General features: G+C 61.7%; 16 protein-coding genes. 14 read left to right on the forward strand and 2 right to left on the reverse strand.

From position 1 onward, the window contains the following. The first annotated feature begins 3 nt into the window (after positions 1-3). The 10 genes from NMA52_RS09650 to NMA52_RS09695 are packed head-to-tail and all read left to right on the forward strand — an operon-like array spanning position 4 to position 14,410. Positions 4-1,551 carry an alpha-N-arabinofuranosidase gene (locus NMA52_RS09650; RefSeq protein ID WP_254827455.1) on the forward strand — a complete coding sequence of 516 codons (1,548 nt, stop codon included), beginning with the start codon at positions 4-6 and terminating at the stop codon, positions 1,549-1,551. Continuing rightward, positions 1,551-2,519: a glycoside hydrolase family 43 protein gene (locus NMA52_RS09655; RefSeq protein ID WP_254827456.1), complete on the forward strand. Its 969-nt coding sequence runs from the start codon at positions 1,551-1,553 to the stop codon at positions 2,517-2,519. The genes NMA52_RS09650 and NMA52_RS09655 overlap by 1 nt, the downstream gene beginning before the upstream one ends. A gap of 1 nt (position 2,520) precedes the next feature. After that, positions 2,521-3,525, forward strand: coding sequence for a family 43 glycosylhydrolase (locus NMA52_RS09660; protein ID WP_254827457.1), 1,005 nt, complete (start codon positions 2,521-2,523; stop codon positions 3,523-3,525). A 5-nt stretch (positions 3,526-3,530) separates the two neighbouring features. Next, positions 3,531-5,513 carry a glycoside hydrolase family 127 protein gene (locus tag NMA52_RS09665; RefSeq protein WP_254827458.1) on the forward strand — a complete coding sequence of 661 codons (1,983 nt, stop codon included), beginning with the start codon at positions 3,531-3,533 and terminating at the stop codon, positions 5,511-5,513. 28 nt (positions 5,514-5,541) lie between these two features. Further along, complete coding sequence (locus NMA52_RS09670) at positions 5,542-7,539, forward strand: alpha-L-arabinofuranosidase C-terminal domain-containing protein (RefSeq protein ID WP_254827459.1); 1,998 nt, start codon at positions 5,542-5,544, stop codon at positions 7,537-7,539. Positions 7,540-7,549: 10 nt separating this feature from the next. Further along, a complete protein-coding gene (locus NMA52_RS09675) occupies positions 7,550-9,241 on the forward strand; it encodes a ribulokinase (RefSeq protein ID WP_254827460.1) in 1,692 nt (563 codons plus the stop codon). Continuing rightward, entirely contained in the window at positions 9,228-9,926 is a 699-nt protein-coding gene (locus tag NMA52_RS09680) for an L-ribulose-5-phosphate 4-epimerase (RefSeq protein ID WP_254827461.1), read from the forward strand. Before NMA52_RS09675 ends, NMA52_RS09680 begins: the two co-directional genes overlap by 14 nt. Before the next feature lie 8 nt (positions 9,927-9,934). Next, positions 9,935-11,440 (forward strand): L-arabinose isomerase, encoded by a 1,506-nt coding sequence (araA, locus tag NMA52_RS09685; protein ID WP_371930952.1) that lies wholly within the window; start codon positions 9,935-9,937, stop codon positions 11,438-11,440. A gap of 18 nt (positions 11,441-11,458) precedes the next feature. Next, positions 11,459-12,643, forward strand: a complete 1,185-nt coding sequence (locus tag NMA52_RS09690) for an aldose epimerase family protein (protein ID WP_254827463.1) — start codon at positions 11,459-11,461, stop codon at positions 12,641-12,643. 12 nt (positions 12,644-12,655) lie between these two features. Beyond that, positions 12,656-14,410, forward strand: a complete 1,755-nt coding sequence (locus tag NMA52_RS09695) for a sodium:solute symporter (protein WP_254827464.1) — start codon at positions 12,656-12,658, stop codon at positions 14,408-14,410. 8 nt (positions 14,411-14,418) lie between these two features. Here the strand turns inward: NMA52_RS09695 and NMA52_RS09700 are convergent, their stop codons facing one another. Continuing rightward, on the reverse strand, positions 14,419-15,171 hold the full coding sequence (locus NMA52_RS09700; protein WP_254827465.1) for an SGNH/GDSL hydrolase family protein: 753 nt from the start codon (positions 15,169-15,171) through the stop codon (positions 14,419-14,421). Between the two features lie 1,297 nt (positions 15,172-16,468). On the opposite strand from NMA52_RS09700, the gene NMA52_RS09705 reads away from it, so the two are divergent. The 3 genes from NMA52_RS09705 to NMA52_RS09715 are packed head-to-tail and all read left to right on the forward strand — an operon-like array spanning position 16,469 to position 19,787. Continuing rightward, positions 16,469-17,224 carry a DUF1080 domain-containing protein gene (locus tag NMA52_RS09705; RefSeq protein WP_254827466.1) on the forward strand — a complete coding sequence of 252 codons (756 nt, stop codon included), beginning with the start codon at positions 16,469-16,471 and terminating at the stop codon, positions 17,222-17,224. Between the two features lie 18 nt (positions 17,225-17,242). Next, positions 17,243-18,589, forward strand: a complete 1,347-nt coding sequence (locus tag NMA52_RS09710; RefSeq protein WP_254827467.1) for a Gfo/Idh/MocA family oxidoreductase — start codon at positions 17,243-17,245, stop codon at positions 18,587-18,589. 52 nt (positions 18,590-18,641) lie between these two features. Beyond that, positions 18,642-19,787 carry a Gfo/Idh/MocA family protein gene (locus NMA52_RS09715; RefSeq protein ID WP_254827468.1) on the forward strand — a complete coding sequence of 382 codons (1,146 nt, stop codon included), beginning with the start codon at positions 18,642-18,644 and terminating at the stop codon, positions 19,785-19,787. A 64-nt stretch (positions 19,788-19,851) separates the two neighbouring features. On the opposite strand, the gene NMA52_RS09720 is transcribed toward NMA52_RS09715, so the two are convergent. After that, positions 19,852-20,412 carry a hypothetical protein gene (locus NMA52_RS09720; protein ID WP_254827469.1) on the reverse strand — a complete coding sequence of 187 codons (561 nt, stop codon included), beginning with the start codon at positions 20,410-20,412 and terminating at the stop codon, positions 19,852-19,854. Positions 20,413-20,732: 320 nt separating this feature from the next. Between NMA52_RS09720 and gcvP the strand changes: the two genes are divergently transcribed. Continuing rightward, positions 20,733-23,630 carry an aminomethyl-transferring glycine dehydrogenase gene (gene gcvP / locus NMA52_RS09725; RefSeq protein WP_254827470.1) on the forward strand — a complete coding sequence of 966 codons (2,898 nt, stop codon included), beginning with the start codon at positions 20,733-20,735 and terminating at the stop codon, positions 23,628-23,630. Positions 23,631-23,635 lie beyond the last annotated feature (5 nt).

The following is a 23,635-nucleotide window of genomic DNA, read 5'->3' on the forward strand; positions in this document are numbered from 1 at the left end:
GCAATGCACAAAATCTTTTACCCCACTCTCCTAATCTTGCTGCTCGGCGGGACTTCCTTCGCTCAGACGGTCACCATGCGTGCCGCTCCCCAGGACGATGCGCCGACCATCAGCCGCCACATCTACGGCCACTTCGCCGAACACCTCGGACGCTGCATCTACGGCGGTTTCTACGTCGGCGATACCAGCAATATCCCTAACCGGGAGGGCGTACGACTTGATGTAGTAGCGGCCCTGCGCGACCTCAAAATTCCCAACCTACGCTGGCCGGGCGGCTGCTTCGCCGACACCTACCACTGGAAGGACGGCATCGGCCCGAAGGAAGACCGGCCGTCGATTCTCAACGTCTGGTGGGGCAACGTGAAGGAAGACAACAGCTTCGGTACCAACGAATTCCTGAACATGTGCGAGCTCCTCGACACCGAGCCCTACCTCTCCGCCAACGTGGGTAGCGGCACGCCCCAGGAGTTTGCCGACTGGATCAAGTACACCAATCACCCCGCCGGCACCAGCCCGATGCCCAGTCTGCGCGCGGAGTACGGCCGGGAAGAACCCTGGAAGGTCAAGTACTGGGGCATCGGCAACGAGGCCTGGGGCTGCGGCGGCAACATGCGCCCCGAGTACTATGCCGACCTCTACCGGCGCTTCGCCACCTACGCCAGCGACTGGAACAACACCGACGGCATCTACAAAATCGCTTCGGGCGCCAGCGGCGGCGACTACAACTGGACCAAAGTGCTCATGGAGAACATCCCCAAAAACCTGATCGACGCCATCGCGCTGCACCATTATTCGGTGATCGACTGGGGCAACAAGGGTTCGGCCAAGGAATTCACCGAAGAACAATACTTCGCCACCATGGCCGAGGCGCTAAAAATGGAGGAATTTGTAGCCAAGCACGTCGCCATCATGGATGAGCACGACCCGGAAAAGAAGGTTGACCTCTTCGTCGACGAGTGGGGTGGCTGGTACGACGTGGAACCCGGCACGAATGAAGGCTTCCTGTACCAACAAAATACCATGCGCGACGCCATGATCGCCGGCACTACCCTCAACATTTTCAACAATCACGCCGACCGCGTCAAGATGGCCAATCTGGCCCAGGCCGTGAACGTCCTCCAGGCCGTGATCCTGACCGAAGGGGAGAAAATGTTGCTCACGCCCACCTACCACGTGATGAAGATGTACGCTGTCCACCACGATGCAACCCTCATCCCGCTGGAATTCGAATCCCCCACCTATACCCACGACGGCGAATCCCTGCCGGCCATCTCCGCCTCGGCCTCCCGTGATTCTTCGGGGAACGTGCACATCTCCCTGGTAAACATCGACGCGGGCAAAGCCCACACCATCGAGCTCGACGTTGCCGCCCTCAATCTGGGCAGCCTAACGGGGGAGATCCTGACTTCCGCTGCCCTCCAGGACCATAACACCTTCGAACGCCCCGATCACGTCAAGACCGCCCCCTTCACCGGAGCCACCTTACGGAATGGCAAGATCTCCCTCGAACTAGCCCCCTTCACCCTGGTCGTACTCAAAGCCGGCGAGTGATGAAGGAAGGACTTCTTTTCTCCCTCGGCTTGTTGTTGCTGTGCCCCATGGTTCAGGGTCAGGACGTGGTGCCCCCCACCTTTAATAACCCCATCATTCAGGACAAGTACACCGCCGACCCGGCCGCCCTGGTCTATAATGACATGGTGTTTCTCTACACCGGCCACGACGAGGCCCCGCTCGATTTCCACTTCTACAAGATGAACGAGTGGCTGGTCTTTTCCTCTACCGATATGGTCCACTGGGAGGAATACCCCGTCCCGCTGCGGGTCAGCGACTTCAGCTGGGCAAAGGCCGACGCCTGGGCGGCGCAGACGACCGAACGCGACGGCAAGTTTTACTTCTACGTCACGGTCGAGCACGCCACGGTACCCGGCAAGGCCATCGGAGTAGCCGTCGCCGACCGGCCCACCGGACCCTTCCGCGATGCCCTCGGCAAGGCCCTCGTGACCAACGACATGACTACGGCCACCGACATCAGCTGGGACGACATCGACCCCACCGTCTTCACTGACGACGACGGGCAGGCCTACCTCTTCTGGGGCAACACCGTCTGCTACTACGCCCCCCTCAAAGACAATATGATCGAACTCGCCGGAGAAATCAAGGTCGTGGAAGGACTGCCCCACTTCACCGAAGCGCCCTGGATCCACCGGCGGGGCGACTGGTACTACCTCTCCTACGCCCAGCACTTTCCGGAAAAGACGGCCTACGCCATGTCCCGTTCCATTCACGGCCCCTGGCAGTACGGCGGCATCCTCAACGAATTGGCCGGCAACTCCAACACCAACCACCAGTCGATCATCGAATACCGGGGCGTCCCCTACTTCATCTACCACACCGGAGGCATCTCTCCCCACGGCGGCAGCTTCCGGCGCTCCGTCAGCATCGATCGCCTGCACTACAATCCCGACGGCACCCTGCAGCGAGTCATCATGACCTCGGAAGGCATCCAAAAACAACCCTGACGTGCGTACAAAACTGCATACCCTCTTCGGCTGCTGCCTGCTACTCGCACTTCTCTGGGGCGGGAACGCAGGAGCGCAGAACATCGCCGATATCCGCGTGCATGACCCGGTCGTCATCCGGGAAGGCAATACCTACCACCTGTTCTGCACCGGTCGGGGAATAGCCCACTTTACCTCCCCCGACCTGGAGCACTGGACCGAAGCCGCACCCGTCTTCCCGGAAAAGCCGACGTGGACCGATACCGTCGTCCCGGACTTCGGCAACCACATCTGGGCCCCCGACGTGCTGCTACACAACGGGCTGTACTACCTCTACTATTCCGTTTCCGCCTTCGCCAAGAACACCTCGGCCATCGGGGTGGCAACCGGCAAAACGCTCGATCCCGACGCGGCCGACTATGGGTGGACGGACCACGGCATCGTTATCCGCTCCTACCCCAACCGCGACCTCTGGAACGCCATCGACCCGAATATCATCTTCGACGAGGCGGGCACCCCCTGGATGTCGTTCGGCTCCTTCTGGAACGGCCTGAAACTAACCAGGCTGGACACCTCCCTCACCCGCCTGTCCGACGACCAGGAGTGGCACACCATCGCGCGCCGGGAACGCAGTTTCGAGCTCGGCGACTACAATCCCGGCGATGCCGCCCTGGAAGCCCCATTCATCTTCAAGAAGGGAGATTGGTACTATCAATTCCTGTCCTGGGACCTCTGCTGCCGCGGCGAGAACAGCACCTACAAAGTCGTCGTAGGCCGTTCCAGCCGCGTGGAGGGCCCCTACTTCGACCGGGAGGGAAAGAATCTATTCTACGGAGGCGGCACCCTCGTTCTGCAGGGCAACGAAAACTGGTACGGTGCCGGTCACTGTAGCGTCTACACATTCGACGGGACGGACTACATGTTTTTCCACGCCTACGACGCGTCGGACAATGCCCGACCTAAACTGGGCACGAGTCCAATCACTTGGACCACCGACGGTTGGCCCCAGGTAGAACCCCTAAACTGACGCACATGAATCGCCCGATAACCGCCTGCCTGCTGTGCCTGAGCGCATGGCTCTTTTCCTGTTCCGGTACGGCTCCCGCGTCCCCGCCCGAAAAAGCTACGGCGGCAGCCATGGGTTACCCGATTACGCCGGTAGACATCCGCCACGTCAAAATGGAGGACGAATTCTGGCTGCCCATCATCCGGCGGGTGCAGGAAAAGACCATCGAGTACGCCATTCAAAAGTGCGAGGAGGAGGGGCGCATGGACAACTTCCTCATCGCCGGCAAGCAACTGGAGGGTAAGGTGAGGGGGGACTTCCCCTTCGACGATACGGACGTGTACAAGATCATCGAGGGCGCCTCCAACTCCCTCATCAGTGCCCCTAATCCACAGCTGAGTCGCCTGCTGGACACCCTGATCGACATCATCGCGGTCGGCCAGGAAGCGGACGGCTACCTCACTACCTGGCGCACCATCGACCCGGCCGCGCCCCCGGCTCCCTGGGTAGAAGTGAAGGAAGGCGTACGCTGGGAATCTCTCGGTGCCAGCCACGAACTCTATAACGCCGGTCACCTCTACGAAGCCGCCTACACCCACCACCTGGCGACGGGCAAGCGCAACTTCCTCGACATCGCCCTGAAAAACGCGGACCTCGTGGTGGCCACCTTCGGCGACGGTCCGGGAAAGATCCACAACGTGCCCGGCCACCAGATCGTCGAAACCGGCCTGCTCAAGCTGTATGAACTCACGGCCCGGAGGGACTACCTGGACCTGGCCCGCTACTTCCTCGACAACCGCGGCAATCCCGACAATCATCCCCTCTACGGACCCTACTCCCAGGATCACGTGCCGGTCACCCAACAGGAGGAGGTGGTCGGCCACGCCGTACGCGCCGTGTACATGTATGCCACCATGACCGACATCGCCGTGCTGATGCAGGACGCTGCTTACGACCGCGCGGTGCACGCCCTGTGGGACAACATGGTGGAGAAAAAAACCTACCTCACGGGAGGCATCGGCGCCCGCCACGAGGGGGAAGCCTTCGGGGATAATTACGAACTCCCCAACCTGACGGCCTACAACGAAACCTGCGCCGCCATCGGCAGCGTGTACTGGAACCACCGGCTGCACCGCCAGAGTGGCGAGGTAAAGTACCTCGACGTACTGGAGCGTACACTGTATAATGGCCTGATCTCCGGCCTCTCGCTGGACGGGACGAAGTTTTTTTACCCCAATGCCCTGGAGTCAGACGGCGTCTATGAGTTCAACCGGGGCGCGTGTACCCGCCAAAGCTGGTTTGACTGCTCCTGCTGTCCGACCAACCTGATTCGGTTCATCCCCGCCATTCCCGGCCTGCTGTACTCGAAGAGCGGCCAGACCATCTACACCAATCTCTACGCCGGCAGTACGGCGGACATCGACCTGAACGGCGTCAACTTTACTGTGCGCCAGCAGACGGCCTACCCCTGGGAAGGGCGGATAACCCTGAACGTCGATCCCGCTAAGCCCACCCGGGCCACTCTTAAACTGCGGGTACCCTCCTGGGCGCGCAACGAAGTCATGCCCGGCGGACTGTACCAGTATGCCCAGCAGCTGAACGACGCCCCGACCATCCGCCTGAACGGGGAGCTCCTGGACCTAGCCCCGGCTGACGGCTACTTCACCATCGACCGTGCGTGGCGGGCCGGCGACCGTATCGACCTGGAATTTCCGATGCCCGTGCGCAAGGTCGGGGCCGACGAGCGGGTCGCGGACGATCGGGGCAAACTGGCCCTGGAGCGGGGTCCCCTGGTCTACGCCGTGGAGGAGGTAGATAATCCGCGGGCTTTCGGCGACATTCGCCTCGGTATGACGGATGAATTCGTCGTCGAGGATCGGCCCGACTTACTGGACGGAATCCGGGTGGTGACCAACAAAAACCTGACCGCCATTCCCTACTACGCCTGGTCGAACCGGGGCGTGGGAAAAATGAAAGTATGGCTACCCCGTGCCACGGAAAGTCAGTAATTGCAGAACAGATTTAAAGCAACAGATTATGAAACCGATCCTTACCGCCTGCCTGGCTTTGCTCCTGCTGAGCGGGTGTAGCCCGAAAGTCCTTACGGCACAGTCTACCGCCGACGGCACCCGGACCCTGAACCTGGACGCAGGCACGAGCGTAGCGACCATTCAGCCCACCATGTACGGCCTCTTCTTCGAGGACATCAACTTTGCCGCCGACGGGGGGCTCTACGCCGAGCTGGTCAAGAACCGCAGCTTCGAATTCACCCTACCCAAGACCGGGTGGCTGGAACCCGGCACCGACAAATTCTCGCTCAACGAAAGCTCCGGCAAAAGCGACGTGATCAAGATCGGCGAGGACCAGGCAAATTCCAACTACCTGCGCGTGACGGTGATGGGCCCCGACTACGTCCTGATCAACGAAGGATTCCGTGGCATAGGCGTAAAGGAAGGCGACCGCTACGACCTTACCCTCGATGCGGCAGTCGGCGAAGGCAACATCAGCCGCATCCACCTGCAGCTGATCGACCCGGACGGTGCCGCCCTCGGCGAAGCGAGCATCGACCCGAGCGGAAGCGACTGGAAGAACTACGCCGCCACCCTTACGGCCGAGCGGACCGTGGACAAGGCGCAGCTGAAGCTCACCTTCGAGGGCCGGGGTACGGTAGACCTCGACATGATCTCCCTCTTCCCCCAGGACACCTGGAAGGGACGCAAAAAGGGCCTGCGCAAGGACCTCGTGCAGTTGCTCGACGACATGAACCCCGGTTTCCTCCGCTTCCCGGGCGGCTGCATCGTGGAGGGGCGTACCCTGGCGCAGCGTTACCAGTGGAAGAAAACGGTGGGCCCCATCGCGGAACGGGAGTACCTCATCAACCGCTGGAACACCGAATTCGACCACCGCCCGGCCCCCGATTACTATCAGAGTTTCGGCCTCGGCTTTTTCGAATACTTCCAGCTGTCGGAGGACATGGGCGCTGAACCCCTTCCCATTCTCAGCTGCGGCATGGCCTGCCAGTTTAATACCGGCGAACTCGTGCCGATGGACGAGCTCGACCCCTACGTGCAGGATGCCCTGGACCTGATCGAATTCGCCAACGGTGACGTCACCACCGCCTGGGGCAAGGTGCGTCGCGATATGGGACACCCCGCACCCTTCAACCTCAAGTACATCGGCGTCGGCAACGAACAGTGGGGGCCGGAGTACATCGAACGGTACGAAGTATTCAGCAAGGCGATCCAGGCGAAGTACCCCGACATCGTCATCGTTTCCGGCAGCGGGCCCTTCCCGGACGGGGAGTTCTTCGATTACGGTATGCAGCAATTGGCGGACCTCGGGGCCGAACTCGTGGACGAGCATTACTACCGCTCCCCCGAATGGTTCCGCGAAAACGCCAACAGGTACGACAGCTACGACCGCAACGGACCCAAGATTTTCGCCGGAGAATACGCCGCCCAGAGCGTAGCCATCGCCAGTCCCGAGAATAAAAACAACTGGAACTGCGCCCTCTCCGAAGCCGCCTACATGACCGGCATAGAACGCAACGCCGACGTGGTCGTCATGACCTCCTACGCTCCTCTCATGGCCCACGAAGAGGGCTGGCAGTGGACGCCCGACATGATCTGGTTCAACAACCTGCAAGCCTACGGCACCGCCAACTATTACATCCAAAAACTCTACGCCACCCACGCCGGTACCGATTTGCTCCGCATCACCGAGGACGGTGAGCCGCTAACCGGTCAGCAAGCACTCTATGCTACGGCCGCCAGGGACGCTACCACCAATGAGCTGTACATCAAAGTCGCCAACACCGGCGCCGAGCCGCAGTCGCTGAACATCCTCATCGCCGGAGCAAAACCGTCCGCTACGGCCACCGTCCTGACCATGGCCTCCGACGATCTCGAGGCCGTCAACTCCTTCGCGGAGCCGACGAAGCTCAGCCCGGTCGAAAGCAGCATCAACCTGCAGAAAAACGAACTCCGGGTCGCGATTCCCGCCCACGCCTTCGTGGTGTACACCGTCCAATTATAGCCCTCCGAATATGACCGACACGAACAACTACGTCATCGGCCTCGACTACGGCTCCGACTCCGTGCGGGCGGTGCTTATCGACGCCGCAATCGGCCGGGAGATGGCCTCCGAGGTCTACTGGTACCCCCGCTGGAAGGCCGGCAAGTACTGCGACCCGGCCCGCAACCAGTTTCGCCAGCATCCCCTCGATCACCTCGAAGGACTAGAACGCACGATCCGGAGCGTGGTCGCCACATCCGGCGTCGCTCCCCAAAGCGTCAGAGGGATTTGCGTAGATACCACTGGCAGCTCTCCCGTACCCGTCGATGCGGCGGGGATGCCGCTGTGCTTCTCCCCCGGCCTGGAGGAGAACCCCAACGCCATGATGGTGCTCTGGAAGGACCACACGGCCATCGCCGAAGCGGAGGAAATCAACGAGCTGGCCCGCAACTGGGGCGGCCCCGACTATACCAAGTACGCGGGCGGCATCTACTCCTCCGAATGGTTCTGGGCCAAAATTCTGCACGTGATCCGGGAGGACAGCGCCGTGCGGGAGCAGGCCTATTCCTGGGTCGAGCACTGCGACCTGATGACCCACCTGCTCACGGGCGGCAAGCACATCGACCAGTTGAAGCGGAGTCGCTGTGCCGCCGGCCACAAGGCCATGTGGCACGAGGAATGGGACGGTCTACCGCCCACCGAATTTCTCTCCCAGCTTCACCCCTACCTGGCTGAGCTCCGCGCTAGACTATACCAGGATACCTACACCTCCGACGCGGTGGCCGGCAACCTCAGCGAGGAATGGGCGAAAAAACTCGGACTGACCACCACAACCGTAGTGTCCGTCGGCACCTTCGACGCCCACGCGGGAGCTATCGGTGCGGGAATCACCGAGCACTGCCTGGTGCGGGTGATGGGCACCTCCACCTGCGATATGATGGTCGCCTCGCGGGAGGTGATTGAGGACCACGCCGTCCGGGGCATCTGCGGACAGGTCGACGGCTCCATCCTGCCGGGCATGGTGGGCCTCGAAGCCGGTCAGTCGGCCTTCGGGGACGTACTGGCCTGGTTCAAGGGGGTCATCATGGGCCCCACCCGCGAGCTGCTCTCCGATAGCGCCCTCCTCACCGACGAACAAAAGGAGGCACTCAGCGAGGAAATGGACCGTAACCTGCTCCGCCTCCTGACCGAGCGCGCCGAAGCACTTCCCCTCTCCGACCAGTTGCCCACGGCCCTGGACTGGATCAACGGTCGCCGCACCCCCGATGCGGACCAGTCGCTGAAGAGCGCCATCACCAACATTTCTCTGGGCACCGGCGCACCCGAACTGTTTAAGGCCCTGGTGCACGCCATCTGCTTCGGCTCCCGCAAGATCGTGGAGCGCTTCGAGGACGAGGGCATCCGCATCGACAAGGTGATCGGCATCGGGGGAGTGGCCCGCAAATCCGGCTACATCATGCAGACGCTGGCCAACGTGCTCGACCGCCCGATCGTCGTCGCGACCTCCGACTACGCTCCCGCCCTCGGCGCGGCCATCTACGCCGCCGTCGCCGCCGGACTCTATCCCGATATCCTAACCGCCAGCGCTCAACTCGCGAGTGACTACGAAGCCGAATACCGTCCCGACCCGGAACAGGTGCGGCAGTTCCGCCCGCTTTTCGAACGCTACGTGGCACTCGGCACCTTCGTTGAAGCACAATCCCCCACCTATGCCCTCCTATAAAGAACTGAAACGAGCGTGCTACGAGGCCAACATGGAGCTCAACGCTCTCGGCTTGGTTATCTACACCTTCGGTAACGTCAGCGCCGTCGACCGCTCCACCGGCACCTTCGCCATTAAGCCCAGCGGGGTAGCCTACGGGCAACTCGCGCCGGAGGACATCGTCATTGTCGACTTCGAAAACCAAATCGTGGAAGGCAAGCTGCGCCCCTCCTCGGACACCAAGACCCACGCCTGGCTGTACAAGAGTTGGGAGGTCATCGGCGGGATCGCTCACACCCACGCCACCTACTCCGTAGCCTGGGCCCAGGCCCAAATGGACATACCCATCATGGGCACCACCCATGCCGATCACCTTACCGAAGACGTGCCATGTGCACCACCCATGAGCGACGAGCTGATCGCGGGCAACTACGAGCACAATACGGGAATCCAGATCACCGACTGCTTCCGGGAGCGGGGACTCGACTACCGGGAAGTGCCCATGGTGCTTTTAGGCAACCACGGTCCCTTCACCTGGGGAGAGGATGCCGCTGAGGCGGTGTACCACAGCCGGGTCCTGGAGGAAGTAGCCCGTATGGCCTACCTCGCCCGCCAGATAAATCCGGCCGCCCCCCGCCTCAAGGATGCCCTCATCCGCAAACATTACGAAAGAAAGCACGGCCAAAATGCTTACTACGGCCAGTAACCCAGCACATGATGATGAAGAATAAAGAACTCTGGTTCATCACCGGAAGTCAACACCTCTACGGGGCCGCCGCCCTGGAGCAGGTGGCCAACCACACCACCACGGTAGTAAATGGAATAAATGACCAGGCCAAACTGCCGGTTGCCCTCCGGCAGAAGCCGGTAGTCACTACCTCGGAGGAGATCCTGCAGGTCTGTCTGGAAGCCAACGCTGACCGCAATTGCATCGGCGTGGTGGTCTGGATGCACACCTTTTCCCCGGCGAAGATGTGGATCCGCGGACTCACCTGTCTTAGCAAACCGCTCTGCCACCTCCATACCCAGTTTAACGCCGAGATCCCCTGGGAGAGCATCGACATGGACTTCATGAACCTTAACCAGTCGGCCCACGGCGACCGGGAGTTCGGCTTCTTGATGTCGCGAATGCGGAAGAAACGGAAGGTCATCGTCGGTCACTGGCAAAGCCCTGCCGTACAGCGCAAGCTCAACGTGTGGTCGCGCGTCGCCCTCGGGTGGTCGGAATTCCAGAACCTCCAGGTTGCCCGCATCGGCGACAACATGCGGCAGGTGGCCGTGACGGAGGGCAATAAGGTTTCGGCCGAAATGCGCTTCGGCTTCGGGGTGAACGGCTACTCCGTCGAGGACGTCATGGCCCACCGGGAAGCCGCCTCCGACACCGCCACGACCCAACTAGTACAGGAATACGAAAGCGCCTACGTCCTCACCCCGGCCCTGGTGGCCGGCGGCGCGCAGCGGGAGTCGTTGCTCGAAGCGGCCCGTATCGAACTGACCCTCAAGTCTTTCCTGGAAGAGAACAACTTCGGGGCCTTCACCGACACCTTTGAAAACCTCGGTGCATTCAAACAACTACCCGGTATCGCCGTCCAGCGCCTCATGCAGCAGGGTTACGGCTTCGGCGGCGAGGGCGACTGGAAAACCGGCGCCCTACTCCGCTGTATGAAGGTGATGGGTGAAGGGTTGGAGGGCGGTACCTCCTTCATGGAGGATTACACATACCACTTCACGCCCGAAAGGTCGTACGTCCTCGGCTCCCACATGCTGGAGATCTGCCCGTCCATCGCAAGCGGACGTCCCTCGTGCGAGATTCACCCGCTCGGCATCGGGGGAAAGAGCGACCCGGTTCGCCTGGTCTTCGACGGCAAGCCCGGCAGTGCCCTCAACGCCTCCCTCATCGATATGGGCAACCGTTTCCGCCTGCTGGTCAATGAAGTCGAAAGCATCGCGCCCCAGCAAGCCCTCCCCAAATTGCCCGTTGCCCGGGTACTCTGGGACCCCCAGCCCAACCTAGACGTGGCCGCCACCTCCTGGATCCTGGCGGGGGGTGCTCACCACACCGTCTATACCCAATCGCTGACGACGGAATACCTGGAGGATCTGGCCGATATTGCCGGTATCGAGCTCCTCGTGATCGACGAACGCACCCGGGTACGCGACTTCAAGGACGCCCTCAACGCCAATGAGGCCTACTACCATCTTTTCCAACACGGCTACTAAGCTGACAAATACACCATCATGCGCTACCCATCAGTTACGGGCCTACCCTTCCTCTGCCTTCTGGTCACATCCCTCTTCTTCGCGCACTGCGCCGGCAATGAAACCCCACCGACCGGGGAGGCAGACTCCACACCGGTCACCGCCACCGCTACAATCACCAAGGCCGCTTACGGCACCACGAGCGCCGGAGGGGCGGTCGATAAGTACACCCTCCGCAATGCCCGGGGCATGGAAGTGGAGGTGATCACCTACGGCGGCATCATCACCTCCCTCACTGCTCTCGACTCGGCCGGGAACTACGCCAACGTCACTCTGGGTTTTGACGACCTGGAAGGATACCGGACCAATAATCCCTACTTCGGTGCCCTCATCGGTCGCTACGGCAACCGCATTGCCGGCGCCAAATTCACCCTCGACGGCAAGGAGTATACCCTGGAAGCCAACAATGGACCCAACCACCTCCACGGCGGGGTCACCGGCTTCGACAAGGTAATCTGGGAAGCCAGCGAAGTACCCTCGGACACCGAGCCCGGTCTGCGCCTTACTTACCTGAGTCCCGACGGCGAGGGCGGCTACCCGGGCAACCTCAGCACCACGGTCGTGTACACCCTCCGGGACGACAATAGCCTGGAAGTGAGCTACGAAGCCACCACCGACCAACCGACCGTCGTCAACCTGACGCAGCACGCCTACTTTAACCTCTCGGGCGATTTCTCCCGCGACATCCTCGACCACGTGGTGGAGATCGACGCCGACCGGTTCCTCCCCGTCGACGCCACCCTGATCCCCACCGGCGAATTGCAACCGGTTGCCGGCACTCCCTTCGACTTCACCGAGCCCAAACCCGTCGGCCGCGACATCGGGCAGTCCGACGACCAGCTCACGAAGGGCCAAGGATTCGATCACTGCTGGGTGCTGAACAGCCCCTCCGGATCATCGCCCGTGGCAACCGTGCATCACCCCGCCACCGGTCGGTATATGGAAGTATTCACCGACGAGCCCGCCATTCAGTTCTACACCGGCAACTTCCTCGACGGCACCCTGTCCGCGCCGGGCGGCGGCACCTACGGCCGGCGCTCCGGACTCTGCCTGGAAACCCAGCACTACCCCGACTCGCCCAACCAGTCAGCATTCCCCTCCGTCGTACTGCGGCCCGGAGAGACGTACGCGACCACTACGACCTACAAGTTCTCTACTAAGTAATTCCCGCCTGCAATGTCCGTACTCGCTACCCTCGACTGGGTGATCATTGCCCTGTACTTCGTCATCATTCTCGGTATCGCCTGGTGGGTGATCCGGCAAAAGAACGACACCTCCGACGACTACTTCCTGGCGGGGCGCAACCTCGGCTGGTTCGTCATCGGCTCATCCATCTTCGCTTCCAACATCGGCTCCGAACACATCGTCGGGCTGGCCGGCTCCGGGGCGACCGACGGCGTAGCGATGGCCCACTACGAACTCCACGCCTGGTGCCTCCTGGTGCTGGGGTGGGTGCTCGCCCCCTTCTACATGCGCTCCAAAATCTACACCATGCCGGAGTTCCTGGAGAAACGGTTCAGCGCCGCCTCCCGCTACGTGCTGTCGATCATCTCCCTGATCGCCTACGTACTCACCAAGGTGGCCGTCGGCATCTTCGCCGGGGGCATCGTGTTTGGCGTCCTGTTGCCGGAAGTGAGCTTTATGGGGCTCGACAGCTTCTGGGTCGGCTCGATCCTCATGATTCTGCTGACGGGTGCTTACACTATTTTGGGCGGACTCAAAGCCGTGGCTTACACCGAGGCCATCCAGACGGTGATCCTGATCTTCGGGGCCGTCACCGTCACCGTGTACGGCCTCGACGCTCTCGGTGGCTGGAGCGAACTGAAGCGCATCGCGGGCTCCGAAATGTTCAACCTTTGGAAGCCTCTCGTACCTGAGGGCGTGGAGGGCACCTGGGAACCGGTGCTGACCGAAACACGCATGGCCTGGTACTTCAACAGCAATTACCCCTGGATCGGAATGCTCTTTTGCGCACCCATCATCGGCCTGTGGTACTGGTGTACCGACCAGTACATCGTGCAGCGCATGCTGGGGGCCGCCAACCTGACCGAGGCGCGCCGCGGTACGATCGCCGCGGCCTTGTTTAAGCTGCTGCCCGTATTCATCTTCATCATTCCCGGCATCATCACCTTCGCCCTGGCCGCAAGTGGCAAGATGCCCGAACTGGCCGAAACCCTCCTCGACGCGGATGGCAACATCATCAACGCCAACGCCCAGCAGGTCTTTCCCCTGCTCGTCGCCAAGGTGCTGCCCGCCGGCATCCGCGGACTCGTCGTGGCCGGTCTGCTCGCCGCCCTCATGTCCTCCCTGGCCGGCGTATTCAACGCTTCCTCGACCCTCTTCACGATGGACCTCTACTCCAAGTTCCGGCCCAACGTGAGTGAACAACAACTGGTGCGCGTCGGCCGTATCGCTACCGCGGCAATGGTGGTCATCGGCCTGCTGTGGATCCCGGTGATCCAGGGCAGTCGGGGCCTTTACGACTACCTGCAGAGCGTACAGGGCTACCTGGCGCCGCCAATCTTCGTGGTCTTTTTCTTCGGGGTATTCAACAAACGACTGAACGCCAAGGGGGCCCTGGCAGCCATGCTCGTGGGCTTTACGCTGGGACTGTTCCGGCTCATGATCGACACCCCGGTGATGCTTAACGAAGGATTCGCGTACGCGGAAGGCTCTTTTTTCTGGATCATCAACAACACCTTCTTCCAGTACTATAGCCTGCTGATCTTCCTGATCTCGGCCCTTACGATGGTCGTGGTCAGCTACGCCACCGAAGCACCCCTGCTGGAGAAGATTCGCGGCCTGACCATGGCCACGGTATCCGCCGAGCAGCAGGCCGAAACCCGCGCCAGCGTCCGCACCGCCGACATTGCCGTGTCGGTACTGGTGGTCGTGCTGATCCTGATTGCCTACGGTTACTTCACCGGTTAGCGCCTAGCCTACCACAGCTTATCGAAGGTCTCCATCCACGCCTGCGCCATCCGGTAACTTCCGGCCAGGCTGGGATGGACGCCGTCGGCTCCCCAGTAGGCGGCGGGGGCTTCCTCCAGCGCGTCGTCGAACACTCGCTGGTAGGGCACCCATCCAGTATCGAATTCATCGGCCACCTCCCGGGCGGCTTCCTGGTAGGCGGGAAATTCGTTGGCCCAGCGAGCATCTTCTACGGCCTTACCACCCCGGATGATGAAGGGTTCGCCGAGCATGAACTTCACGTCAGGCAATTCATCTTTCGTGCGCTGGAGCAGGTTCTTAAGGTCGGTGCGGTACACATCGACCGTGCCGTCGTACTTACCGTTCAGCATGTGCCAGAAGTCATTGACGCCGATCAGGATGCTGATGACGTCGGGCTGCAGGTCCAGGGCTTCCTCCTGCCAGCGTTCGGCCAGCTGGTACACCTTGTTGCCGCTCACGCCCCGGTTGTAGCTCGTCAGTTCCGTTTCGGGGTAGGTGCCGAGTAGAGCGGCGGAGGCGAGCAGGACGTAGCCCGTACCGGTGTGTCCGAAGTCGTTGGCCTGGGTGCGTTCGCGGTCGCGACCGGCGTCGGTGATCGAGTCGCCCTGGAAGAGAACCGTGAGTTGCTCCGGTACGTGGGCTAGTTTCGGAGCGGGCGAGGAACGCAGGGCGGCGCTACCGGCTAGGGCGGCGGGAAGCAGGGCGGCGTTGCGCACGAAGGCGCGGCGGCTGTGGGTCATGATCGTTGGTTTATGCTGCCGTTAAGGTAATATGCCGAAACTTACTTTTTACCAGCAGTTCCGGCGGCGGGGACGCGGGAGCCGGCCTATGGAATGAATAGCTACCTTCCCTGGCATTCACCCCCGTAGCCGCCCAGGCTACCAACCAACGCTAAGTCGATCGCAAAGTACCGCCTGAGCGCTACGTGAAGTTCATGAGCCATCCGTGGTGAGACGTCTCGGACCAGAGGCCGCTCGACCTTGAAGTGCCCCGCCACCGCTGCCCGCCAAGTGACGCCTAAGGCCCTCAAAAATCCGTGGCCAATCCGTGACCATCCGTGGTGAGACGTCTCGGACCGGAGGCCGCTCGACCTTGAAGTGCCCCGCCACTGCGGCCCACCAAGTGACGCCTGAGGCCGTCAAAAAATCCGTGGCCAATCCGTGGCCATCCGTGGTGAGACGTCTCGGACCAGAGGCCGCTCAACCTTGAAGTGCCCCGCCACTGCTGCCCGCCAAGTAACGCCTAAGGCCCTCATAAAATCCGTGGCCAATCCGTGGCCATCCGTGGTGAGACATTTCGGACCGGAGGCCGCTCGACCTTGAAGTGCCCCGCCACTGCTGCCCGCCAAGTAACGCCTAAGGCCCTCATAAAATCCGTGGCCAATCCGTGGCCATCCGTGGTGATACGTCTCGGACCAGAGGCCGCTCAACCTTGAAGTGCCCCGCCACTGCTGCCCGCCAAGTAACGCCTGAGGCCCTCAAAAAATCCGTGGCCAATCCGTGGCCATCCGTGGTGAGACGTCTCGGACCAGAGGCCGCTCGACCTGAAGTGCCTCGCCACTGCGGCCCACCAAGTAACGCCTGAGGCCCTCAAAAAATCCGTGGCCAATCCGTGACCATCCGTGGTGAGACATTTCGGACCGGAGGCCGCTCGACCTGATATCTGCGCAATCCGCAGTGAACTTCTCACCGGAAACCACTCGGCGTGCAACGCCTCGACCTTTAGTATCTCAGACCAGAGGCCGCTCGACCTTGAAGTGCCCCGCCACCGCTGACCGCCAAGTAACGCCTGAGGCCCTCAAAAAATCCGTGACCATTCCGTGGCCATCCGTGGTGAGACGTCTCGAACCAGAGGCCGCTCGACCTGATATCTGCGCAATCCGCAGCGAACTCCCCCCACCGAAAACCACTCGGCGTGCAACGCCTCGACCTTTGACGTCTCGGACCAGAGGCCGCTCGACCTTACATTCTCCCTTATCATCCGTTTTATTACCTTTCCCTCCGGAGTACATCTCCACCACCGCACAAACGATCATCCATGAAACACCCCCTGGGCTCTTTGCTCTTTCTCCTCCTCCTTTGCTCCTGCGCACCCCGCAACCAAACCACGGACGACGGATGGATCAGCCTCTTCGACGGAGAGACTACGGAAGGATGGCGCGGCTACAACGCCCAGGAAATGCCCCCCGGCTGGGTAGCCCAGGACGGCGTACTGTACTTCGATACCGAAGTCGAACTGGAGCAGGATTACACCGGCGGTCGCGACATCATCTACGGAGAGCGGGAATTTGATAACTTCGAATTATCCCTGGACTGGAAAATCCCCCCCGGAGGCAACAGCGGCGTATTCTACCACGTGAAGGAAGGCTACGGCGCCCCCTCCGAGGTCGCGCCCGAGTACCAACTCATCGACGACGAAGGTTACGCGGACATCCACGACCTGACGGGCTACAACAGTCAGTTCGGCGCCGAGCACCCCGAGCAACTCCAGGACTGGCAGAGCACCGCCGCGGACTACGCCATGTACACCCCCGATCCCGCCAAGAAGAAACTGAACCCGGCCGGGGAGTGGAATACTACCCGCATCGTCTACACCCCCGAGCGGGTGGAACACTGGCTGAACGGTGAACTGGTCCTTTCTTTCGTCCCCTACTCCGACGACTGGAAGGAAAAGCGGAACTCCGGCAAGTGGAAGGGTGCCCCCGACTACGGTAAATTCCGCAGCGGGTATATTGCCCTACAGGACCACGGCAGTCCACTCTGGTTTCGCAACATCAAAATTCGGGAGCTTTAGGCCCGGCAGAACAACAACATGAAAAGAAGAACATTCATTCAGAGCAGCACGGCCCTGGCCGCGACCGTCCTCCTCCCCGGCTGCGCCGCCCAAAGAGCCGGTGCTAAAGATCGCCTCCGTACCGCCCACATCGGACTGGGTTACCAGGGTATGGAAGATATGCGCGCCATTGCCTCCCACGCCAACGTGGACGTCGTGGCCCTCTGCGACGTAGACAGCACCAAGTTGCGTGCCGCCGAGGAACTGCACCCCAACGCCCGGGCATTTGCCGACTACCGCGTAATGATGCGGGAAATGGGCGACGACATCGATGCCGTCGTAGTGTCGACACCCGATCACATTCACGCTCCGGCCTCCCTGCTGGCTATGGGTATGGATAAGGCGGTCTACTGCCAGAAGCCCCTTACCCACCACGTATCGGAAGCCCGGGAAATGGACCGCGTAGCCCGGGAGCGCCGCCTCGTCACCCAGATGGGGATCCAGGTGCACAGCTTTTACGACTACCGCATGGCCACCCAGCTGATCCAGTCGGGCATCATCGGCAAGGTGCACACCGTGCGCGCCTGGTCGCCCAAGAACTGGGGCTACGACGGCCCCGAACCCACCACGAGCGACCCGGTGCCGGCTTACCTGGACTGGAACCTCTGGCAGGGCACCGCTCCCCAACGGGATTACGTGGAGGGCCGCTACCACCCCAGCAACTGGCGACAAATCCTGGACTATGGCTGCGGCACCCTCGGGGATATGGGCGTCCACATCTTCGACACCCCCTACAACGCGCTCGAACTCGACGTACCCCTGACCATCGTCAACGAGTGCCGACCACCGACCGGCTACGGCTTCCCGGAAAATAACGTGGTGACCTACGAATTCCCCGGCACCCGCCACACCGCCGACCGCCTCAAGTGGGTGTGGTACGACGGTCCCGGTGCCCCGGCCGACCACGAAGACCTGCAGCTCCCGAACGGGGACGAACTACCCGACCAGGGCGCGGTATTCATCGGCGAAAAGGGCCGACTGCTCCTCCCCCACTTCATGCAGGAGCCCCGCCTGATCGTGGACGGCGCCTACCAGAACATCGGCACCGAGATCGCCAGCGCCGCCAGTGCCCTAAATCTGGGCGCGCCCATCCGCAACTACGAATCAGAAAGCCCCAAACACTACCACCAGTTTGTCGATGCCTGCCTGGGTAAGGGTCAGACCAGCGCCCCCTTCAGCTACGCAGCCCGCCTAACGGAGGTAATCTTGCTAGGCGTGGTGGCGGGTCGCTTCCCCGGACTGACGCTGCACTGGAACGCGGAAACCGCGCGCTTTGCCGAAAACGAAGCTAATCAGTACCTGGAGGGGAACTACCGGGAATTCTAGCCGGTCGTCCACAGATTACAAACCGTCTCTCCGGCTGCGGAATGCCGCTATTATGTCGATCTTAACGGTCACCAACTTCCGATCGATCATGGTCCGCACCCTTACGCTGCTTGCAATACTCCTCATGTCCGTCACTCACGCTACCGGCCAGTCCGGCCCCCTACGCGTGGGCGTCGTGGGGCTTACCCACACCCACGTCCACGGTATCTTCAACAGTGAGGGCCGCGGGGATATTGAGATCGTCGGTATCGTGGAACCCAACGATACGTTGGCGGAGCGCTACGCCGGGCAGTACGGGTTCGGACTAGATATCGTGTACTCCACCCTGGAGGAAATGCTGGACGCTCAGTCCCCAACGGCGGTGACGGCCTTCGGCACCATCTACGACCACCTGGCGATCGTGGAAACGTGCGCGCCCCGTGGCATCCACGTAATGGTCGAGAAGCCCCTGGCGGTAAGTCTCGATCACGCCCACCGAATGGAGGCGCTGGCCCGGGAACACGACATTCACCTACTGACCAACTACGAAACTACCTGGTACCCCACCAACCACCGGGCCTACGCCCTGGTAAAGGAGGACAGCCTGGTGGGAGCATTGCGCAAGGTCGTCGTTCGCGATGGTCACCGCGGACCGAAAAAGATCGGTGTCGACCCCGAATTCCTCGAGTGGCTGACGGATCCGAACCTAAACGGCGGCGGCGCGATCACCGACTTCGGCTGCTACGGCGCCAACCTCATGACCTGGCTGATGGACGGTCAGCGACCCCTTACGGTTACGGCCGTCACCCAACAACAACAGCCGGAAAATAACCCGCTGGTCGACGACGAGGCGCTCATCATTCTCACCTATCCCTCGACCGTGGCCCTCATCCAGGCATCGTGGAACTGGCCGATCGGTCGCAAGGACATGGAGATTTACGGCCTTACGGGGGTCGTGTACGCCGACAATCGTCATGATTTGCGGATACGGCAACCGGTGGGCTACGACGGCTTTACGGAAGAAGCCCTTACCCTGCCCGAACGGACGGCGCCCTACGACGATCCTTTCGCCTACCTCGCGGCCGTCATCGAGGGTACCGTCACGGTTAGGCCCACGGACCTCTCGGCCCTGGAAAATAACGTGACGGTCATGGAAATTCTCGACGCGGCGGTACGTAGCGCCCGCAGCGGGGAAACGGTCGTGCTGCACTCAAGATAAAACCAGCACAAGGCGGGGCGGCGGGGCGCGGGAGCCAGGCGGTACCGGTTCCTGAATGATCCGCTCAGTACCGCAGGTGTCCCCGGAAGGGGAAATTACCGGCTTCGACGTCGTCCTTGAAGTCGAGCCGTCCGCGGACATCCGTAAATATGCCGGTCCCGCTGCCCCGGGCGATCGGGTGCTGGCACCGTCCGAATATCTCCGCTCCCAGAAAGAATCCGTCGGGCGAACACCCTTCGTACTTGCCCTCGAATTTATAGTCGGTCCAGAAGGTACCGGCATCCCCCAGGTAGGTACCCACGAAGTATTCTCTTCCCTCCTCGCGGTAGGTCCCACTGGGCGAACAGGCGTAGTCGCTCACGAAGACGTACAGACAGCCTTCCAGGTCTCCCGTAAGTTGGATGGAATAGTCCGCCCCCTCGGCGGTGTAGTCGCAGTCGGCGATATCGGCAAAGAATCCTATTCCATCGATTTGGGTAGCGCCGGCGTTGGCGTACGTGCCGGACATATCGTAGGATACGGCGGATGAAGACGGTACCTCCCGCACTTCGACGGTCTCTTGCTCGCAGGCAAATAGAAGTAAACAAAAACAGCAGGTCGACAGACCGCGTAGCAGCGTTTGCATGGTAGTAGTGATTAACGGGTGATCAAAATGTGTGCTGTCTAAGTTAGCCGTCCCGGGCTTCGGCCCCTTGTACTATTGTTGCAGAATCTTGCAGTATTGTCGCAGTCCCCGTAAGCAGCCGTGTGCCCCGGGCGAATACGCCGCCCCGCAGCGAAAAGCCGGGGGAGCGACAACTGGACGACCGTTTGCGTTGCCGTGCAGACTGGCATACGGCGGAACAAGGATACGGACGCCCGGGCGTCCGGAAACCCGCGCACTTCCGGGCGACTAGCTCACCCCCAATCATTACCTTTGCGGCCCCCTCAAACCAATGCTTCCGCATGCCCGCCCTTACCCCCCGCCACGACCAATTCCGCCACCGCCACATCGGCCCTTCCACCGAGGAAACCCGGGAGATGCTGGCCACCATCGGCGTTGAATCGCTGGAGACCCTGATCGATCAGACCGTCCCGGAAAATATCCGCCTGCGTGACCCCCTGCAGGTGGATTCCGCCATCAGCGAATACTACTACCTCCAGCACCTGAAGGGACTCGCGAGCCGCAATAAGGTATTTCGCAGTTTCATCGGTATGGGCTACCACGGCACCATTACGCCGAGCGTCATTCTGCGCAACCTGTTTTGCAATCCCGGTTGGTATACTCAGTATACGCCCTACCAGGCGGAGATCGCCCAGGGGCGCCTCGAGAGCCTCCTGAATTTCCAGACCATGGTCAGCGACCTCACCGCCATGCCGGTCGCCAACGCCAGTCTGCTCGACGAGGGCACCGCCGCCGCCGAAGCGATGACCATGTTCTACGGCCACAAGAACAAACGGGCAAAGTCCGACCCCGCCAGTGTATTCCTGGTGTCCGACCTGGTACTGCCCCAGACGCTGGCCGTCCTGCAGACCCGGGCCGAACCCCTGAACATCACCATCGAGGTAGGCCCCGTAGCGGACTTCGATCTTGACGAAGACCGGGTATTCGGCATCCTACTCCAGTACCCCGGCGCTAACGGTCGGGTCGAGGATTACCGGGAAGTCACCCAACGCGCTAAAGCGGCGAATATCACCGTCACCGTGGCCGCCGATCTGCTGGCCCTTACCCTGCTCGTCCCTCCCGGCGAGTGGGGCGCCGATGCCGTAGTCGGCAATACCCAACGGTTCGGCGTTCCCATGGGCTTCGGCGGACCCCACGCCGCTTACTTCGCCGTACAGGATACCTACAAGCGCCTGATTCCCGGCCGCATCATCGGCGTTAGCCAGGACCGCCACGGCAACTTCGCGCTCCGCATGGCCCTCCAAACGCGCGAACAGCACATCCGGCGCGAAAAGGCCACGTCCAATATCTGTACCGCCCAGGCCCTGCTGGCGAATATGGCCGCCATGTACGCCTGCTACCACGGTGCGGAAGGACTGAAGGCGATCGCCCTGCGTACTCACCACTTCACGGTCATTCTGGCCGACGCGTTGCGCGACGCGGGCTTCACCCTGGCCGGTGATCAGTTCTTCGACACCATCCACGTCGAAGCCGCCCCCGAAAAGATCGCCGGTATCCGTAAGGCCGCCGAAACGGAGGGCTACAACTTTTTCTACCCCGCCGAAGGCGGTATCCGCATCAGCCTCGATGAGACGGTAGCTACGACGGACCTGCAGGCGCTCTGCCGCATCTTCCGGGCAGATCTGAAGTACACCGGCGCCGAACTTACCCCGGCGGGGGGGATCTCCGGTATCGAGTCCGTCATTGCTCCCGCGCTCCGCCGCCAGAGTGAGTACCTGACGCACCCCAATTTCCGCGACTACCGCACGGAAACGGAGATGATGCGCTACCTCAAACGGCTGGAAAACAAGGACCTCAGCCTGACGCACAGCATGATTCCGCTCGGTTCGTGTACTATGAAACTGAACGCGGCTACGGAACTGATCCCCGTCAGCTGGCCCGAATTCGCCGAGATCCATCCCTTCGCGCCCATCGAACAGGCCCAGGGGTACAAGGAACTCTTCCGCGAGCTGGAGCACGACCTCGCCGAGATCACCGGATTCACCGCCTGCAGTCTTCAGCCCAACAGCGGTGCCAGCGGAGAATACGCCGGACTGATGGTAATCCGGGCCTACCACCTCCACCGTGAGGAAGGGCACCGTGACGTGGCCATCATTCCCGAGTCGGCCCACGGTACCAATCCCGCCAGCGCCGTCATGGCCGGAATGCAGGTCGTGGTCGTAAAGAGCGACGCGGCCGGTAACGTGGACATCGAGGATCTCCGCAACAAGGTCCAGAAGCACAGCGACAAACTCGCCGCCCTGATGATCACCTACCCGAGTACCTACGGCGTCTTCGAAACCGGCGTCGTGGAAATGTGCGAACTGATCCACGCCCACGGCGGGCTGGTGTACATGGACGGCGCCAACATGAACGCCCAGGTCGGCCTCACCAGTCCCGGCCGCATCGGTGCCGACGTATGCCACCTCAACCTGCACAAGACCTTCGCCATCCCCCACGGCGGCGGCGGCCCCGGAATGGGGCCCATCTGCTGCAACGAAAAACTGGCCCCCTTCCTCCCCGGGCACCCGTTGCAGGAAACCGGCGGACAAAAACGCACCACCGCGGTGGCCTCCGCCCCCTGGGGCAGCGCCAGCATCCTGCTCATCAGCTACGCCTACATCAAGATGCTCGGTGCGCGCGGATTGCGCGAAGCCAGTGAGTACGCGATCCTCAACGCCAACTACATCAAGGCCCGCATCGCCGACAGCTACGACGTGCTCTTTACCGGTGAAAACGGCCGCGCCGCCCACGAACTGATCATCGATCTGCGCCCCTTCAAGTCGGTAATGAGCGCGGGAGACCTGGCCAAGCGCCTGATCGACTACGGCTTCCACGCCCCCACCCTCTCGTGGCCCGTCGCCGGCACCGTCATGATCGAACCCACCGAGAGCGAGAGCAAGGACGAGCTCGACCGCTTCTGCGACGCCCTCCTCTCCATCCGCCGCGAAGCCGATGCCATTGCGCGGGGCGACGTCGATGCCGCGGACAACGTACTACAGAACGCGCCCCATACCATCGCCGAAGTCACGGCCGACGAATGGAGCCACCCCTATTCCCGCAGTCAGGCGGCCTATCCGCTTCCCTACCTTCGCCAGGGTTTCAAGTTCTGGCCCAGCGTGGCGCGGGTGGACGACGGCTACGGGGACCGGAACTTCGTCTGTACGTGTCCGCCGATCGAGGAATACGTGAAGGAGTAAAACCC

This window comes from Lewinella sp. JB7 (genome assembly GCF_024297185.1).
GTDB lineage: Bacteria > Bacteroidota > Bacteroidia > Chitinophagales > Saprospiraceae > Neolewinella.